Source organism: Microbulbifer sp. CnH-101-G (assembly GCF_052466775.1).
The window spans coordinates 1,663,643-1,681,702 of the sequence record NZ_CP174292.1 but is presented as its reverse complement, the minus strand read 5'-3'; the positions used below and the strand labels follow the sequence as shown (position 1 = coordinate 1,681,702).

The window sequence follows — 18,060 nt, the reverse complement described above, 5'->3', positions numbered from 1 at the left end:
ACGCGACGGCTTTCATGATTTCTTTGCCTGTTCCCCGCGTTGAAATAAAACGCCATCCTGTTAAAATTCGACACCACTATAAGAAATACATTATCTGCCGTATTCCGCCTCTATAAAAGTTTCCCCGCTACCTCACTTGTCTTGATGTCCTATGTGACACCGCGCCCACTTTTATTTTGTCGGTTTGCAAGTTGCTTTGGAGGAGTACATTGACTAAGAGTTTCAGAGAAATTATCGACAAACCGACTTTCTTCGGGTCATTGGTACTGCTATTGCTGGTAACGGTGCCGCTGGTTGTTTTCCCCGATGTGGGTGCCGCATGGGTAAGACTGGCAAAGGACTTTGTTACTGACAAGCTGGGTGTCTTTTACTTACTGTTAGGGGTAGGGGCGATACTCTTTATGGTCTATATCGTATTTAGCGATATTGGCCAGATAAAACTCGGCACTCCAGAAGAAGACCCGGAGTTTTCAACGATGTCCTGGGCATCTATGTTGTTTTGCTCTGGCATTGGAGCCTCTATCCTCTACTGGTCGATGGTTGAATGGATTTACTACTATCAAACTCCACCTTTCCAGATTGAGGGCGGCACCCCCGATGCTGCACGCTGGGCGGTAGCCTATGGTATTTTCCACTGGGGGCCACTGGCCTGGTCAATTTACCTGATCCCCGCCTTACCGATTGCCTACTTCTACTATGTCAGAAACCACAGCGTACTGAAAATTAGTGAAGCACTGATGCCGGTTCTAGGCGAGGAGCGTGCGAAGGGCGGTATCGGCAAGCTGGTTGATGTTCTCTTCATATTCGGCATGCTGGGAGGAGGGGCTACCACCCTTGGCATTGCTGCACCTTTGATTACCGAAGGTGCGCATGAGCTGCTCGGAGTATCCAAGGGCCTAAGCACCCAAGTAATCGTTCTGATGATTTGCACGCTTATCTTTGGCTACAGTGCTTTCGTTGGCCTCAAGAATGGCATTCGTGCACTCTCCAATGTCAATATGTGGCTATCGGTGGTGCTCCTTTTATTTGTGTTTCTCGTTGGGCCCACGCTATTCATGCTGAATACTGGCCTGGATGCACTGGGCCGGGTGCTGGATAACATCTTCCACATGGCTTCCTGGACGGAGCCCTTCGCGCAATTTGAGCAGTTCCCCGAGACCCATTTCCCACAAGATTGGACCATCTTCTACTGGGCTTGGTGGTTGGTTTTTGCCCCAAGTGTTGGGTTGTTTATTGCGAGGATATCCCGGGGTAGGACCATTAAAGCCATGGTGGTGGGTTCCATATTCTTTGGCACTCTTGGCTGTTTCCTGTTTTTTATGGTGCTTGGGAATTACGGCGTTTACCTGCAGTTTTCTGGTGAGCTGGATGTGGTTCAGGTGCTCAACCAAGAAGGGGCCACTGCGGCGATTTTTGCCGTTTTACAGACCCTGCCGGCTAGCAAATTGGTGATACTGGTTTATACGGTACTGGCCTTGATCTTTACGGCTACCACGTTTGATTCTATTTCCTACATTCTCGCCGCGGTAGTGCAGAAAGAAGTGGATGAAGAGCCGGTGCGCTGGAATCGGGTATTCTGGGCATTCGCTCTGTCCATAATGCCTGTAACCCTAATGTTCCTCGGTGGACTGGATACCCTGCAAACTGCCAGTGTTATCGGTGGCGTCCCGCTGCTGATAGTGGCGGTACTACTGTGTATTTCTATTGTTAAAGCCGCTCACTATGATTTGCGCTTCCAGCCCAATTACGAAGAGAAAGAAATCTACATTGAGGATTTTCCAAAAGATGACCCCTGGAGTAAGGAGGGTGATTGGGAGTTACCGGCTCAACCTCCTCATGGGGTATCGCACAATGATAAACCTCATATAGAGGGTGATCCGGGAAGCCACCCATCTCGCTTATAGTCAGATAGGTTAAGCTGGTCGCTACGGTGCGCCTAAAGCAAGGGTGCTCTGTAGCGGTTCTTCTGGGTTCTTGGCTGGGTTATCAGCTCAAATAAGGTGCCGGTGCCGTTAATATAGCTACACTCATGCTTTACACAGAAAAGCGCCAATAACATTCTAGGCTATTGGTAAAGGCTTAAATGATGTGTTGGTGCAGATCAGATTTAACTCAGCAAGGTAAAATGGCGGGCATCACTCAATGGATATTGAAGGCTAAAAATTGGAGGGTATACGAATTGCTCGGATACTGGTTATCGAGGTTGAGATAAAACTATTTATTATCTCAACCTGCGAATCACATAATTACTTAGCAGTGCTGCGCAACTGCTAAGAGAGTCGACTGCTTAGATGCAGATAATGTTCTCTGCCTGAGGACCCTTTTTGCCTTGAGTCACTTCAAACTCAACGGTCTGTCCTTCGGTTAAAGTTTTAAAACCTGAGCTGGCAATTGAGCTATAGTGCGCAAAAATATCTGGGCCAGACTTTTGTTCGATAAAGCCGAAGCCCTTTTCTTCGTTGAACCACTTAACTGTGCCGGTGCTTGTTTTAGACATAATAATATCCTGTAAATAAAAAGGTATAAGCCTTCAGAAGGCAAGAATAGCAAAAAGATAGACTTAGATTTAAAGATCTACAGGACGAAGTACTACAGAGATGCGACGTAATGGAGAGTGTAAACAAAGGCAACTTACTTTTTAGCTGTTCGGGTATTATACGTGCTCTAGGTCTTGGGTCAAGTTTTTTTGTGCCAATATTGCTTGCCGGAGGCCCATCTCAATTCTAGCCGATTTGTCTCAGTCTATTTTCGAAACTTGCTCTACACAGGATTTCCTCAGAAGTGCAGCGTTATCAGTAGGCCCTTTCTTCTGGAAACATTGATTAAGCCGTTTCACATAACGGCTAAATAACGCATTTGCCTCCTCTACAGGCAGGGCAACGAGGTGCTCAATAAACTGGCGAGTGCCGACTTGGAAGTGCATGTAATCAATAGGCACATTCCAATCCCCGCCCCAAACGGCAAAGCCGTGTTTGGCAAACACGGTGGTTACATCCTCAGACATCCCGACACGCACAGGTTTTCCCACCCGATACTTCGCTCGGTTTAAGTAACCTTCCTTAGCATCTTTCGGTACTACTATTGCTTTCGATGACTGGTCTATATAGAGGTAGGGGTTTTGTAATGGGTTAATATCAATGGCAACGCCATAGGCGTGTTCGGACCATTTACTTCCACCCGTGATTGGTCGGGAGTCAAATGCAAGAGAGTTGTTCATATCTTCTGTTTTTCTCTCTTGCTGACTAAAGTACTCAATGGGTATTGCAGATTTTATGGGAAATTGTCTTTGATATAGCTCATCGAAAAGGGCAAGGACACTGTCGGCTACAACATCAAGAACTATTAAGGCTCCTTTGTTTTCACTTTCCGCTCCACCAGGCTGCCCATCTGTTAATGGGTAAAACTCGAAGACTACTTTCTTTAGCCTTTCACAGCCGATGGGCGACTCCTTAATGATTATTTTCCGATAAACCATCAAGGCACATTCTTCTTCTGAAATATCATATATGCCCGCTTCAGATTCAGGGCGGAAATCCTTTTCCGTGATACGACTTAAAGGGTCTTTGGTACAGGCAATCAGGCCAAAAGTAGCGAACACAATAATATATAAATAGAACATGTTTCCCCAGCCTCAGCTCGATGAAGGCTTCCTCTCTTTTAACGGTGTTCATTTGGGTGGGATATGTGTATCCATCGGTTTAAATATATTGAATTGTGGTAGATATTTACGGAATACCTCGTGGGGGAGGGGTATATGACGTTCAATATCGTTGATTGGCGTTTAACGAATTGATTGAATTACCTCTCAAAGAGTTTGGCGTAACTTACTCCTCTAAGAGAGGTTAAGGTGTCAGGCCTTTGTTTAAAAACAGCATTCTAAGCGACTACGCTTGTTATTTATTTTAAAACTCCATTGGTGTGGAGACATTTATTGAGTCAGTCTACAAAAGGCCTTATTGATAAGCCCACTTTTTGCGGCGCACTTTTGTTGTTGCTAATAACGACAGTGCCTTTGATCTTATTTCCTGATCTTGGCTCTCTATGGATAATTTCGGCAAAAGATTTTCTTACGAACCGTTTTGGTATTCTCTATCTCTTACTGGGAATTGGGTCGATTCTTTTCATGGCTTATATCGCCTTTAGTGATGTAGGCCGTATAAAACTAGGAGGTAAAGGGGAGGCTCCTGAGTTTACAACAATTCCTTGGGTTGCCATGCTGCTATGCTCCGGTATTGGAGCCCCTATCTTGTATTGGTCATTTGTAGAGTGGATTTACTATTACCAGGAGCCACCATTTCTCGTTGAGGCGAATACAACAGAGGCCGCTCGCTGGGGGGTCACCTATGGCATATTTCATTGGGGCCCTTTAGCTTGGTCAATTTATCTAATACCCGCATTACCCATCGCTTATTACTATTATGTGAGAAAGCGCAATGTACTGAAGTTCAGTCAAGCGCTTGCGCCCGTGCTAGGGCAGAGAAGAGCTAATGGTGCCATAGGCAAACTGATCGATATCTCTCTGGTGTTAGGCATGTTGGGAGGAGTTGCCACCAGGTTAGGTATTGCCGCGCCATTGATCACTCAGGGTTTCCATGAGTTGTTGGGCCTCCCCATAGGACTTAAGACGCAAATAGCGGTTCTTTTACTCTGTGCGTTATTGTTTGGCTACAGTGCCTTTGTCGGTTTAAGGCGCGGGATCAGTGCGTTTTCCAACTTCACAATGTGGCTTGCACTGTCGTTGTTGATTTTTGTTTTTCTTGCTGGTCCAACCTTATTTATTATCGATAATGGCATGGAGATTCTGGGAAGAATGCTTCACAGCTTCTTGCAAATGGCCACCTGGACCGATTCCTTTTCACACTTCGAGGAATCTCCTGGTTATCGTTTCCCCCAGCAGTGGACCGTATTCTACTGGGCTTGGTGGTTAGTGTTTGCACCGAGCATTGGGCTTTTTATTGCTCGGATTTCCAGAGGTCGGACAATCAGAGAAATGATCGTTGGCTCCATATTATACGGAACCCTTGGATGCTTTTTATTCTATATGGTGCTCGGCAATTATGGTGTTTATCTGCATTTTTCTGGAAAACTGGATCTAGTGGAGATTCTCAATGATCAGGGAGCGAATGCGACAATCTTCGCGATATTAAAGGCCCTGCCTGCAAGTCAATTGGTGGTACTGGTATACACATTGGTGGCACTGCTATTTACAGCCATCACATTTGATTACACATCCTACATCCTTGCTGCAGTTGTACAGAAAGAAGTCGATGTTGAGCCACTGCGTTGGAATCGTATCTTTTGGGCTTTTGCCCTGGCAGTGTTGCCAGTTGCCTTGATGATACTTGGAGGGTTCGAGGCACTGCTGGCGGCGAGTATTATTACAGGTGCCCCCTTATTGTTAGTCGCATTTTTGCTATGTTTCTCTATCGTTAAAATTGCTCGTCATGATTTGCGATCACATTCGATGCTAATGGAAAAAGAAATCATTCTGGAAGGGCTACCAACAGAAGACCCGTGGGATATGACAGAGGAAAATCAGAGCGAGAGTAAATAGCGGTGAGATTTTTCACAGAAACTGGCTGGGAGAGGGAAGGGGATAGCCTGGGAAAGGACGATAACTAGGAGCAGAGTAAGAAGTGCCGAGGCCCATATTGGGCCTCGGCATGCTACTTAAGCCTTAAAAGCTAAAAGTGCGGGCAACTGAGAGAACGATGCGCTCGTCTGCGGTATCCCAGTCGAGATTGGTATTTTCCGCAGCAATATTGAAGTCAAAGCCGTTCAAAGAGGTCATGTATTCTACACGGTAGTGGTTATATGACTTCTTATCATCCCAGTTGTAATCGTCCTTATTGGTAGAGGTTGAGCGATCAACACTGAAGCGCACATTGTGGCCTTCGGCCACCTGGAAAGTGTGCGCCAGCATCAGGATATGGTGGTTGCCGCCAGTTCCAAAATAGTCCCAGCTGTACCAGCCATTGACTTCTGATTCACCGAGGCCAGAGCTGTAGCCCAGTTTGGCATAGGCTTCTGGATAGTCATAATCCCTAGATACATCCTCATCACCATGATAGGTGTAATAGGCGATACCAGTATCCAGGCTCACTTTGTCGGTGAGCTGCATAAACTTACCAGTGTAAAAATCCCATTCCAGATTGGTGTCGTCCCCGCTACCAAAATCTACATTGGAAGCCCAGGTGCCAACATACCAACCATTGTCGAAACCATAATCCAGGCTGGCCTGAAGGGCAGGATCGTTCTGGGTCTGGCTAACACCATTAAAGGTGTAGTCTGTTGTCAGATTTACAGTTGAAGAAAGGTCTGCAAAAGTCTGTTGTGAAAGGGCCAGCATTGAGGCGCAGGCCAGGGCAGATAATTTCAGTTTCATAGTATTGTCCCCTTAAATTATTTCTTTTCCCTGCCCGTATTACGGGCAGGGTGTCTCACTCTCGAATTTTTAGTTGGCCATCTCGATTTTTCTGAAATCGATCAGGTTTTCTTTCGGTGAGGAGTCGATTGCGGCAACCGCCCGGTAACGTTTAACCAGGATGTAGCCGAGGCAGCAGAAGAAGATGCCGATCACCAGAGCGCCGATCCACTGGATTTGCAGGAAGTCCAGTTTGAACAGCAGAGTCAGTAGACTTAAAGCCACCAGGTTCAAAATGATGTATTTCATCTTGCCGAGGCGGGCTACCGTCATACCCAGGTTGTCGGTATACAGGCGAATTAGGGAGTCCAGCGAGTTGATCACAAAGGTGATACCCACTACCACCATGGCCAGATTATAAAAGCCGCTGGTATCCAGGCCTTGGCTGGAGTAGTAGTAGAGAACCGTGAACCACAGAGCGATGGGGATCGACGGGAAGATCAGCATCGCAGCTAGCACCTGATAAGTGCGCAGACCGCCCACAAAGCGGGAGGTGAACTGGCCGATCATGATGCTCCAGGCAAACCACCAGAACAGGTAGAACTCGTGGTAGTCATTCAGAGGCAGTACGAACTGGTGGATGTTGCCAAAGTAACCGCCGAGTAGGGCAAAGGTTGAGGTAAAGTCACCAACGTTGCCATTCTCGCCGGTAAAAGCACCAACCCACATCAGGGCGATCAGGCCGATGAAAAGCCAGGTACTGGCCAGGCTAAGAAGCCGCACATAGCGCAAGCTGGTGGAGGAATAAACCGCAGCCGCGATTACCGCAAATACGATCAGGTAGAAACTGCCCACAATGGTTTCACCGTCGCCAACTTGGGGCAGATACCACGGTAGATTGCTAAGCAGCAAGTAAGCGGTAAATGCACAGGTGCCGATAATTACCACATTGTTAATCAGCTTAACCAGGCCAATCTCAAAGAACTTCACTTTGGGCTCAATGACGCAAAAGTAGAAGCAGGTGAGGAAGTAAAAGCCCCAGATTAAAAAGGCCCAAAAACCAAACTCAATAGCGAGTGGATTGGTAAAGCCGTATTCCGGGCTGTTGGCCAGGTCCGCGTAACCGGCAAATTCGGTTAGTGGGAACATGATCAGGCCAACATCCAGGCCCGAAGTGAAAAGAATAGCGATGAAAGTGAAAGTGTGGACAGGTGTAACCCCAACCAGCTTCACGTTTCCCCAGCGAATTAAAGCAAAGATTATTGCTGTAAAAGTAAACAATATTCCCGCAGAAAGCCATAACGTCATGCTGTGTCTCCAGCTATGTTATTGGTATACCGGCGCCTCCAGAAGGCTAAACTGTGCGAGATTTGAGTATCCCCGCCACAATGAAGGGGATAGTCAAATCTTGACAGGACGCCGGTGGTGATTAGCTCGCTGTCCGCACAGGGCGGCCAGGTCGCTGCGTGCTGGTAGCCGCGAGAGCTACCGATGCCTCGGAGGGTGCCAATACGGGGCACCCCAAAATCAGGTCAGCAGCCCGTTCCGCCACCATAATGGTGGGCGCATTCAGGTTGCCATTCGGAATGGTCGGGAAGATGGAAGAGTCCACAACTCTCAAGCCCTGCAAACCGTGTACACGGGTTTGCGGATCTACTACTGCCATTGAATCGGTGCCCATCTTGCAGGAACAGGATGGGTGATAGGCGCTTTCGACGGACTCCCGCACGAAAGCATCAATTTGTTCATCAGTCTGGATATCAGTACCGGGCTGGATTTCATCCCCGCGGAATTCATCAAAAGCTGGTTGATTGATAATCTCACGGGTCAAACGCACGCAAGCGCGGAACCCTTCGATATCTTCTTTCTCCTGTAAATAGTTAAACAGGATTGAAGGAGATTGCTTGGGGTCGCTGCTAACAACTTTGACCCTGCCACGACTCTTCGGCTTGTTGTGGCCGATATGTACCTGGAAGCCGTGACCATCGAAAGCCTCGCGACCGTCGTAGCGCATTGCTGCTGGCAGGAAGTGGTATTGCAGGTCCGGCCACTCGACATTTTCCTTGGAGCGAATAAAACCGCAGGACTCGAAGTGGTTGGTTGCACCCAGGCCATCTTTCTTTAGTATCCAGCGCGAGCCAATAAGGAATTTATTCCAGAGATCCAGCTTACCGTTCAGGGAAATCGGCTGCTTGCAGCGGAACTGAAAATAGAACTCCAGGTGATCTTGCAGGTTTTGGCCTACGCCGGGTAGTTCGTGCTTAAGTTCAATACCGGCTTCTGCCAGTGTGTCGGAATCTCCGATACCGGAGAGTTGAAGAAGGTGAGGGGAGCCGACGGGGCCTGCGCTCAGGATCACTTCCTGCCGCGCCTTAAATTCCTGGATTTTACCTTTGCGCTCAAGTTTCACACCCACTGCCCGTTTACCTTCCAGTAGTACCTCATGCACGGTGGCATGGGTCAATACGGTCAGGTTGGGGCGCTGCATAGCCGGTTTCAGGTAGGCATTGGCGGTAGACCAGCGCTTTCCATCTTTTACCGTCATATGCATGGGGCCGAAGCCTTCTTGCTGCTCACCATTGTAGTCAGCGGTGTAATCGTAACCGGCCTCTTTACCGGCTTCGATAAAGGCGCGGTATAAAGGGTTTGCCATCTCGTTGCCATTATTGACCCCAAGTGGACCTTCGTCGCCCCGGTATTCATCGCCTCCAAAGGCCCAGGTTTCGGAACGTTTGAAATAGGGCAGGCAGTGGGCGTAATCCCAACCTGCTGCACCGTGCTCAGCCCACTCATCAAAGTCCTTTGCGTGGCCACGCACGTAAACCATACCGTTAATGGAGGAAGAACCACCGAGCACCTTGCCCCTAGGACAGTGCATGCTGCGGTTATCCAAATACGGCTCGGGTTCAGTCATAAACTGCCAAGCGTATTTTTTGGTATTCATGGGGATAGACAGCGCGGTGGGCATTTGGATAAAGATGCTGCGATCGCTACCGCCAGTTTCGATCAGAAGGACTTTTTTATCCTCCTGGGCAGACAGTCGGTTGGCCAGAACGCAGCCGGCAGAGCCGGCGCCAACAATAATGTAATCAAACTCACTCATGCAGAATACCGCTTAAAATGGACTTTCCAGTGGTGCCAGACCCACATACACCGCTTTCAGCTGGGTGTAGTGATTGAGGGTCGCAAGTCCATTTTCGCGGCCGATGCCAGATAATTTATATCCGCCCACGGGCATTTCTGCCGGGGAAGCGCCATAAGCGTTAATCCAGCAAATGCCTGCTTGCAGCTGGTGAATTACACGGTGGGCGCGGGTGATATCACGAGTGAAAACGCCGGCGGCGAGGCCCAGGCGGGTGTCGTTTGCGCGACGAATAACTTCATCTTCATCGTCAAACACCAATACCGACATTACCGGGCCGAAAATCTCTTCGCGGCAGATGGTCATATCGTCATGACAGTCGGTGAATACGGTGGGTGCAACAAAGTAGCCGTTAGGCGAATTCTCTGGGGAGAGGGTATGGCCACCGCAGAGCAGGGTCGCACCTTCTTCTTTCCCTTTATTGATGTAATCCATCACCAGCTGCTGGTGCTTGGCAGAGATCAGCGCACCAAAGTTGGTGTCCGGGTTCATGGGGTCTCCGGCAACAATATTTTTTTCGACACGCTCTTTCAGGCGAGCGAGGAACTGATCGTGAATGCTGCGGTGTACAAATACCCGGGTGCCGTTGGTGCAGATCTCCCCCTGGGTGTATAAGTTACCGAGCATTGCGGCAGAAATTGCCTGCTCCAGGTCGGCATCTTCAAAGATAACCAGCGGGGACTTACCGCCCAGCTCCATGGTTACCTCTTTTAGGTTGGAAGCTGCTGCGGCCATTACTTTTTTACCGGTACCTACCTCACCAGTAAAAGAGACTTTGGCAATATCCGGGTGGTTGGTCAGCCAGGCACCCACGGAGCCATCGCCTTGGATTACGTTGAAAACACCAGGAGGCATGCCCGCTTCAATAAAGATTTCCGCCAGCTTCAAAGCGCCTTTGGGGGTTTCCTCGGAGGGTTTGAAGATCATGGCGTTACCGCAGGCCAGAGCCGGGGCGGCTTTCCAGCAGGCGATCTGCAAAGGGTAGTTCCAGGCGCCGATGCCAGCACAGATACCCAGGGGCTCGCGGCGAGTGTAGTAGAAGTCTTCACCGACCTGCTGCTGATTACCTTCGATACCTGCGACCACGCCTGCGAAGAATTCGATGGAATCGGCTCCGGTCACCACATCGACAACACTCGCCTCCTGCCAGGGCTTGCCGGTATCAGCCACTTCGATAGCTGCCAGCTCATCGTTACGCTCTCGCAGAATGGCTACCGCTTTCAGCAGGATACGGCTGCGCTCGATCGGTGCCATTGCTGACCACTGAGCGAAGCCACGTTTGGCGCTCTCGATGGTTTCATTTAGCACCTTGTCATCGGCAACTTCTACTTGATAGCTGACTTCATTGGTTGCCGGGTTGAACACGTCAAAACATTCACCACTTTCATTCGCCAGGTAGCGGCCATCAACAAAACTTTGTTCTTTTTCCAATGACATCTGTTGGTTCTCCATACTGCTTTAACAGAGGGTCAATAGGTTGTTTTTTAAGCGATAGAGCAGGGTAGGTAGACTTGCTAGCCATTTTTTTGGACCGCTGGTCATCGCTGCAATTCATCATTGCAAATAGGGCTATCCGTTTCGAAACCAGACGACAGGTTCAGGACGAAAGCCCATACCTAGTACATAAGTAGTAGGGTATATGACGGAAAATGTAACATATTATTAGTTTGAACTCTAATTGTTCGTATTCGATGCACTATTGAGAGGGAGGAATAATGAGATTGATTTTCCCGAAAATAGAGGTGTTGCAAGAAAGTCATATGCCGAAAATTGGTCAATAAAGGCCAAATATCTCATTTGAACTCTATCAAAATACCCACTAGTCACTTGATTGGGCTCTAGCTTAAGGAGAAGGTAATCCGCAGTAAAAATAGGGGACAGGGGGTAAAAAAGCAGGCCCCAGAAAAGCTCCCTGGGACCATGAGGGAAAATGATCAAATTTACCTTGGGTTTAACGACTACCCTCAGCTGGGTTCGCACTCGGAAGCTTGACGGGCTGGAAGAACTGGCGAGCCAAATAGAACACTGACAGTCCCGCCATAATTCCCGGTAAACCCTCGTAAACAGAACCGTGCAGTCCAAGGGCTCGCCAGCCTATCGCAGAGGAAAAGCCAACGAGCACCGCCAGGATGCTGGTGGTTTGTGAAGGCTTCCAGCCCAGGCACAACACCAATAGCAGTGGCCCAAATGCGCTGGCCAGGCCAGACCAAGAGAAAATTACCAGGCTAAAAACGCTTTGATTATTGGTTAATGCCAACAAAAGCGCTGCACCTGTGATGCACACTGTGGCGACCTTCAGAAGCCAGGTCTTTTCGGTCTTTTTGGGCAGTATGTCGTGGGTAATGGCCGCCGAACAACTAAGCAGTAGGGAATCTGCAGTGGACATAGTCGCAGCAAAGATCCCAGCCAGTATCAGGCCGACAAGAATAGGGGGAAGCAATTCGATGGCCATCGTCGGTAGCGCAAGCTCTGCATCAAAACTGCCAGCATCCGCAATATATACCCTGGACAGTAAGCCAACGCCGGTCGCCATGCAGTAAAAAAGCACAAACCATAGATAGTACCAAGCTCTTGCCCGGTACATTTTGCTGGAGTCGCTGAGTGTCATAAACCGCACCATGACATGGGGCTGGCCGATAACGGAGAATCCAGCAAAGAGCCAGCTCACCACGAAGACGGCAACACCCGCCCAGCCGGGCAGGACAAGCTCCTGGGGGAACCAGTCCATAAATCCTTCGACAGCCCGCATTTGCTCAAGTGTGCTGGAGATCCCACCCAGGTCAGCTAGGGCGACCGCCAACAGGATGCCCATAGCTCCAATCATCACTATGGATTGTGCGGCGTCTGTCCAGATAGATGCGCGAATGCCACCGGCAAAACAGTAGAGGCAAATCAGCACCGCCCCAGCGACAGCGCCGGACCAAAGTGGCCAATCCAAAAGCACATGCAGCGCTTTACTGCCGGCAATCATTTGTGCAGAGGCGTAGACCAGCAGAAACAGCAGGGAAATAACCCCGATAAGGCGCTGTAGGGTAGAGTGGTTTTGCCCATACCAATTACTGAGCACCCCGGCATAGCTGACCTCGCCACTGGCATTGGTTGCGCAGCTCAGGCGTCTATGCACATAGAGGGAGGCGATAAAGTCACCAGCAATCCAGCCTAGCATCAGCCAGATGGATGCTAGCCCGCTGACATAGGTGTACCCGATCACCCCGATAAACATATAACCGCTGTTATTGGTTGCCACCGCAGACAAGCCAACTAACCAGGGCGGAATGCCGGCACTGGCGAGATAGTAATCGGCCTTGGTGCCGCGGCTAAACAGTGCGGAGGAGATACCCACCAGAGTAAATAACAGTAGAAAGCCAATAAATGCGTAGATCACCTGCAGATCCTATCTCTTTATCATTTTTTAGATTTGACGATGCTTTTTCCAGATATCGTTTTAAGCACTCTTATCGTGATCGTGGCTTTTCATGGCGACAATCTTGTCGAGCTCTGCAAAAACCTCACTTTCGACCAGGGGTTTTAGGGCGCTATCATTGAGAGTCTCTTCGCGGTAGCTTTCACTCCTGATGATGGCTTCCGCCAAATAGCGCACGGCTTCATCAAATTGACCCATGGTAGTGTGGGCACAAGCCAACTGATAAAAAGCATGGCCATTGTCATGGTCAATACTTAGCGCTTGATGGCAAAGATTGATGGCCCACTGGGGTTCGTTGAGTTCCAGAACGGCATCAGCCTTATAGGTGAGCGCCTCCACATCCTCTCGGCGGAGCTGCAAAATCTCATCGTAGACAGCGATCTTATTGGCTACAGATGATTCTTGCTGCGCACGCAGCCAGAGGGACTGAACCTCCTGGGTTAGCTCGATTTCCTCGCGGTTTTCCTCAATATGCTGGGTCTTTTGCTGAAGTTGATTCTCAATCACTTCAAGACGCTTTTCATATTCCTGCACCAAACGGGAAATTTCCTCATCGGCAAGAGAGTGCACACGCTCCTTAATATCTTGGAAAGATCGCCATCCCACCAAAACTAAAATTGAGGTGGCACCGGCAATCAAGTAGAAGAAGTAGGTAACGGTATCGGTCGCGTAAGTTACAGCCCGATCCACCGAGTTGTGCTCACGATCCACGATTTGTTGGATCAGATCCTGCTTGATTTGCGCCTGGTCAATTCGTAACTGCTTGAGTTCATCCAGGATATACCGCTCTATAAAAGGGGTATACATGGCCTCACTCAGAGCCTCTACTTCTTCCTCGATATTGTTGTTTTTATTCGTGTTATTGTTTTTTTTATCATTCGCCTCTTGGGCAAATACTGCAAAAGAGGCGAACAGAACAACTGAAAAAATAACTGCTAGGAGGCGAGGCATATCGCGGTTCCATGATCGTGAACCTCAACCAATCCTTCGTGCAGTGCTCTCACCGCCATGTCATAGTCGGATTCATTGACAATAAACTGCATGTCTACATGCCGCATTGATTGGTGTACAGCCAGTACGCTGATGTCTTTGCTGGAGATCGACTGAACTGCCTTGGCCAGGACCCCAGGAATCTGCATATCACTGCCTATTGCAGAAACAATCGCTACTTTGCGCTGATTCAGCTCTGCCTCTGGAAAGAGCTCCTCAATGGCGGACTGTATGCGCTTTATGGTTTTCAGGTTAGTGGAAAGGAAATGAGTCAGCGTATTGGCATTGGTATCTTTGGATATGATATGGGCCTTATACCTTTTGATCACTGCCAGCACTTCGCGATCGTAATCCGGAAGGCTTCCGGCCATATCCTGGTCGAACATCTCCAGCGCGTAGACCCCCTTACAACCGGCGATAATTTCCACGCAGGGGGAGTCACTGACGTAGTCACCCGTAATCAAGGTTCCGGCATGTTCGGGCTCAAAGGTGTTTTTTACCCGCAGGGGAATGTTCTCCTGGCGAAGACCTTTAGCGGCTTTTGGGTGAATCGCCTCCATCCCCAGATTGGCCAGCTGATCGGCCACATCGTAGTTGGTTCGGCCAATGGGAACGGCATTGTCGGGGCCAACCAAGCGCGGATCGGCGCTGCTCAAGTGGAATTCCTTGTGGATGACCGCTTCTTTGGCGCCGGTTAATACCGCAAGGCGGCTAAAGGTCATCTCACTATACCCTCGGTCAAAAGAGATCAGCAGACCCTTATCGCTGTGCGCATAGCCGGTGACAATAGGCAGCTGTTTGCTCAAGTCGATACTTGCAAAGGCATCTCGAATACGCTCATCCAGGGATATATGTTTACTGGTACGCCAGCCGGTCAGGTCGACAAAGCAAGCGTTAACGCCATCCCGCTGTAAGAGTTTAGAGGTATTCCAGGCACTGTGAGCCTCTCCTAAACTGGCGAGCATCTCTCTTACGGTGCCCAGGTGAGCATCCAGTGCAAAATGTCCGTGCTGGCAAAGGCTTTGTAAGTCGCGCAAGCATTTTTGCGCACCTTGCAGGCGCTCATCCAGGAATAGGTTGGCTTCAGTGAGCAGCTCACTATCGCCAAATAGGCGCTCGTTTATCTCGCGCAGTTTTAAGCGCAGTTCATCAAATTTATCCAGCCAGCTGTCATCTTCTATGCCGCTGGAAAACAATCCGTAGATACCAGGCTGGCCGCTTTTTTTGTGCTCCAGCAATAAATCAGTTATGCCGCCATAAGCAGAAACCACAAACACTCGATTGTAGAGATCACCTGGGCTTCCCTTAATAATATTATCCCTGACAGATTCATAATCCGTCATTGAAGTCCCACCAATCTTTTCTATCGTATGCATAGTCTCTAATAGATCCTTTTGTACTCTTGGATAGCCTCTATCGCTAGGATTAATTCCGCAAATAAGGCCGGATTAAGATATCTTGATCGAAAGCGAGGCCGCTTTCTTTTTCAAGGGGATTATCTTTCCAGAGGAAGATTACAAAACGGCCTCCCTTCTAGCTGCTTTGAATGCCGAATTTAAGTAAATAGGAGCAGGGGAGGGGTATGCACTGCTAATCAAGTGGCCTCTCTGGGCAACCCGTTGACCAGCTGAGCTAGATTCTTGCGAGTCGTTTGGCAAGTGCTGCTCATGACAGTGGTAGCCTGTAGGGCTATGCATCCCTCCCACCCTCATAGGTACCTATTTATACATCAATGGAGTCGGCACCAAGTTCATAGGCGCCCTCAGCATTGTGTACTTCCTTGCCGTGAAGCGGGGGATTAAACACACAGGCCATAGTCATTTCTTCGAAGGCCCGTAAAACATGCTTGTCATGCTTATCCAGGATGTAAATAGTGCCTGCTTCAATAGGGTGTTTCTTTCCATCATCCAAGGTTTCCACCTCTCCGCGGCCAGAAATACAATAAACGGCCTCTAGGTGGTTTTGGTAGTGCATTTGGAAATCTGCACCGCTATAAATGGTGGTGATATGAAAAGAAAAGCCCATGTTATCGTCTTTCAATAGCAGGCGGGTGCTTTCCCAGTTGCCATCCGGGGAGACGATTCTTCGATTGGAGTCTTTGGCTTCGGGTAAATTTCTAACGATCATTGGTAGTCTACCTTTGTCTTGTACAGGCAGTCCGCGTTATCCATTTGCTTTAGTCGCAAGCTATGGCGCGGAGTTTGCCTGAATAATTAAAGTCTAGCAGGCCTTGAAATAGACCTTTTCTTCCGGCATATCCGCTTCAGCTGCACAAACTTCCTTGATGGCTGATTCAATGATGTCGATGCCTTTTTCCAGGTTTTGATCGCTGATAATTAGCGGGCATAACAATTTAACAATATGGTCATCCGCGCCACTTGTCTCAATAATCAATCCCTGCTTGAAAGCGGAGTGTGTAATTTTTCCGGCGATTTCACCGCTTACACAGTCAATTCCCTGGAACATGCCACGCCCTTTTCTGGTGAAGTGACCCTCGCCATACTTGCTGACAATACTATCGAGGCGCTCGGCAATGTATTTACCTTTGCGCTTAATATCCTGGGAAAACTTATCGTCTGACCAGTAATGTTCAATGGCGGATTTCGCAGTAACGAAGGCCAGATTGTTTCCGCGGAAAGTACCGTTGTGCTCGCCGGGTTTCCATTGATCCAGTTCAGGCTTCATTAGCACAACGGCGAAGGGTAGGCCGTACCCACCGAGGGATTTGGACAGTGTGATGATATCCGGCTCAATGCCGGCTTCTTCAAAGCTAAAGTAATCGCCTGTGCGACCACAGCCAGCCTGGATATCATCAACAATAAACAGCAGACCGTGCTTTCTACATACGCTTTGGAGATTGCGCAGCCACTCGGCACTTGCGACGTTAATGCCACCTTCACCCTGTACGGTTTCAACAATCACCGCGGCCGGTGAGTTGATACCGCTACTGGAGTCGGAAAGCACCTTGTCGAGGTACTCGGTGGTATCAATGTTTTCCCCGAGGTAGCCATCGAATGGCATTCGATGGGTGCCATTCAGGCTAACGCCAGCGGCATCTCTATGGTGTGAGTTACCCGTGGCGGCCAGAGAGCCCAGGCTCACGCCATGAAAGCCGTTGGTAAAGGTCACGATATTCTGTTGACCGGTGACATTGCGAGCAATCTTCATCGCCGCTTCCACCGCATTGGTACCTGTGGGACCAGTAAACTGAACCACATATTCCATATTGCGGGGCTTAAGGATCTTCTCATTAAGCGCTTGCAGGAACTCACCTTTCGCTTTGGTATGCATATCCAGGCCGTGGGTGATACCGTCCGCCTGAATGTAATCCATCAGCACTTCTTTGAAGATCGGGTTGTTGTGCCCGTAATTCAGGGTGCCGGCGCCGGCGAGGAAATCGAGATACTGGTTCCCCTCCTCATCCCACATTAATTCGCCTTTAGCGCGACTGAAAACCCGCGGGAAGGAGCGGGCATAGCTTTGCACTTCAGATTCAATCTCATCAAAAATTTTCATTTCTTACTCTTACTGAATGTTGGTTTTGTGAGTGAAAGGCCCGATACGAACAAGATGTTCAGAGTCATGCTGCCCATCAAAGTGGACTTGGCTATCCATCCACTCTGTGGAGTGAAGATCGGCAGATAGCTTCTGTGCCGCTCTTTTGAAGAGGGCCCAGGAAGCGTGATTGTTCTTGGTGATTGTCGTTTCGAGATATTTGACCGGCTGACAGATAGGGCGGCTGAGGATGTCTTGCAGCATGCGTGAAGCCAGACCCGCACCACGCGCGCGCTCAGAAACGGCAACCTGCCAGATGAAAAGAGTGTCTTTGCGCTCGGGGATGAGATAGCCGGAGATAAAGCCTAAGGGGTCCTTTTCTACTTCCGCAATGACGGAGGTACTTGAAAAGTGGCTGCACTGAAGGAGATTGCAGTAGCTGGAATTGGTATCCAGTGGAGGGCAGCTCTCAATCAGGCGGTACACAGCCATGCCATCCTCGAGAAGCGGAGGTCTTAGTGAAATATTTTCTAATCTAGACAAAAAATCTATCCATTCGGCCAAACAAAATTACACGTCTAAACATTAGAGAGGTTGAAAATCATACAAATATGCTGTTTAAGGCGCTTATTTGAGCTTTTTCGA

General features: G+C 49.1%; 14 protein-coding genes. 2 read left to right on the top strand and 12 right to left on the bottom strand.

Annotated elements, in window-relative coordinates:
• The first annotated feature begins 209 nt into the window (after positions 1-209).
• Positions 210-1,904: a BCCT family transporter gene (locus ACJJID_RS07485; RefSeq protein WP_444922159.1), complete on the top strand. Its 1,695-nt coding sequence runs from the start codon at positions 210-212 to the stop codon at positions 1,902-1,904.
• 383 nt (positions 1,905-2,287) lie between these two features.
• Here the strand turns inward: ACJJID_RS07485 and ACJJID_RS07480 are convergent, their stop codons facing one another.
• Both ACJJID_RS07480 and ACJJID_RS07475 read right to left on the bottom strand, forming a co-directional pair.
• The gene (locus ACJJID_RS07480; RefSeq protein WP_444922158.1) at positions 2,288-2,497 is read right to left on the bottom strand and encodes a cold-shock protein; all 210 of its coding nucleotides are present in this window, start codon (positions 2,495-2,497) and stop codon (positions 2,288-2,290) included.
• A gap of 240 nt (positions 2,498-2,737) precedes the next feature.
• Positions 2,738-3,619, bottom strand: a complete 882-nt coding sequence (locus ACJJID_RS07475; RefSeq protein ID WP_444922157.1) for a M15 family metallopeptidase — start codon at positions 3,617-3,619, stop codon at positions 2,738-2,740.
• Positions 3,620-3,931: 312 nt separating this feature from the next.
• Between ACJJID_RS07475 and ACJJID_RS07470 the strand changes: the two genes are divergently transcribed.
• A complete protein-coding gene (locus ACJJID_RS07470; RefSeq protein ID WP_444922156.1) occupies positions 3,932-5,554 on the top strand; it encodes a BCCT family transporter in 1,623 nt (540 codons plus the stop codon).
• A 123-nt stretch (positions 5,555-5,677) separates the two neighbouring features.
• Here the strand turns inward: ACJJID_RS07470 and ACJJID_RS07465 are convergent, their stop codons facing one another.
• The 10 genes from ACJJID_RS07465 to ectA all read right to left on the bottom strand — a co-directional run bounded on the left by ACJJID_RS07465 (position 5,678) and on the right by ectA (position 17,958).
• The gene (locus ACJJID_RS07465) at positions 5,678-6,385 is read right to left on the bottom strand and encodes a TorF family putative porin (protein WP_444922155.1); all 708 of its coding nucleotides are present in this window, start codon (positions 6,383-6,385) and stop codon (positions 5,678-5,680) included.
• A gap of 69 nt (positions 6,386-6,454) precedes the next feature.
• Positions 6,455-7,672 carry a BCCT family transporter gene (locus ACJJID_RS07460; protein ID WP_444922154.1) on the bottom strand — a complete coding sequence of 406 codons (1,218 nt, stop codon included), beginning with the start codon at positions 7,670-7,672 and terminating at the stop codon, positions 6,455-6,457.
• Positions 7,673-7,793: 121 nt separating this feature from the next.
• Entirely contained in the window at positions 7,794-9,467 is a 1,674-nt protein-coding gene (gene betA, locus ACJJID_RS07455) for a choline dehydrogenase (RefSeq protein WP_444922153.1), read from the bottom strand.
• A gap of 12 nt (positions 9,468-9,479) precedes the next feature.
• The gene (betB, locus tag ACJJID_RS07450) at positions 9,480-10,943 is read right to left on the bottom strand and encodes a betaine-aldehyde dehydrogenase (protein ID WP_444922152.1); all 1,464 of its coding nucleotides are present in this window, start codon (positions 10,941-10,943) and stop codon (positions 9,480-9,482) included.
• A gap of 514 nt (positions 10,944-11,457) precedes the next feature.
• Positions 11,458-12,891: a sodium/proline symporter gene (locus tag ACJJID_RS07445; RefSeq protein WP_444922151.1), complete on the bottom strand. Its 1,434-nt coding sequence runs from the start codon at positions 12,889-12,891 to the stop codon at positions 11,458-11,460.
• 60 nt (positions 12,892-12,951) lie between these two features.
• Entirely contained in the window at positions 12,952-13,881 is a 930-nt protein-coding gene (locus ACJJID_RS07440; RefSeq protein WP_444922150.1) for a TPR end-of-group domain-containing protein, read from the bottom strand.
• On the bottom strand, positions 13,866-15,296 hold the full coding sequence (locus ACJJID_RS07435) for an aspartate kinase (protein ID WP_444922149.1): 1,431 nt from the start codon (positions 15,294-15,296) through the stop codon (positions 13,866-13,868). Before ACJJID_RS07435 ends, ACJJID_RS07440 begins: the two co-directional genes overlap by 16 nt.
• Before the next feature lie 346 nt (positions 15,297-15,642).
• On the bottom strand, positions 15,643-16,047 hold the full coding sequence (locus ACJJID_RS07430; RefSeq protein ID WP_444922148.1) for an ectoine synthase: 405 nt from the start codon (positions 16,045-16,047) through the stop codon (positions 15,643-15,645).
• Positions 16,048-16,140: 93 nt separating this feature from the next.
• Positions 16,141-17,436 (bottom strand): diaminobutyrate--2-oxoglutarate transaminase, encoded by a 1,296-nt coding sequence (ectB, locus tag ACJJID_RS07425; RefSeq protein ID WP_444922147.1) that lies wholly within the window; start codon positions 17,434-17,436, stop codon positions 16,141-16,143.
• Between the two features lie 9 nt (positions 17,437-17,445).
• The gene (ectA, locus tag ACJJID_RS07420) at positions 17,446-17,958 is read right to left on the bottom strand and encodes a diaminobutyrate acetyltransferase (protein WP_444922146.1); all 513 of its coding nucleotides are present in this window, start codon (positions 17,956-17,958) and stop codon (positions 17,446-17,448) included.
• Positions 17,959-18,060: the final 102 nt, after the last annotated feature.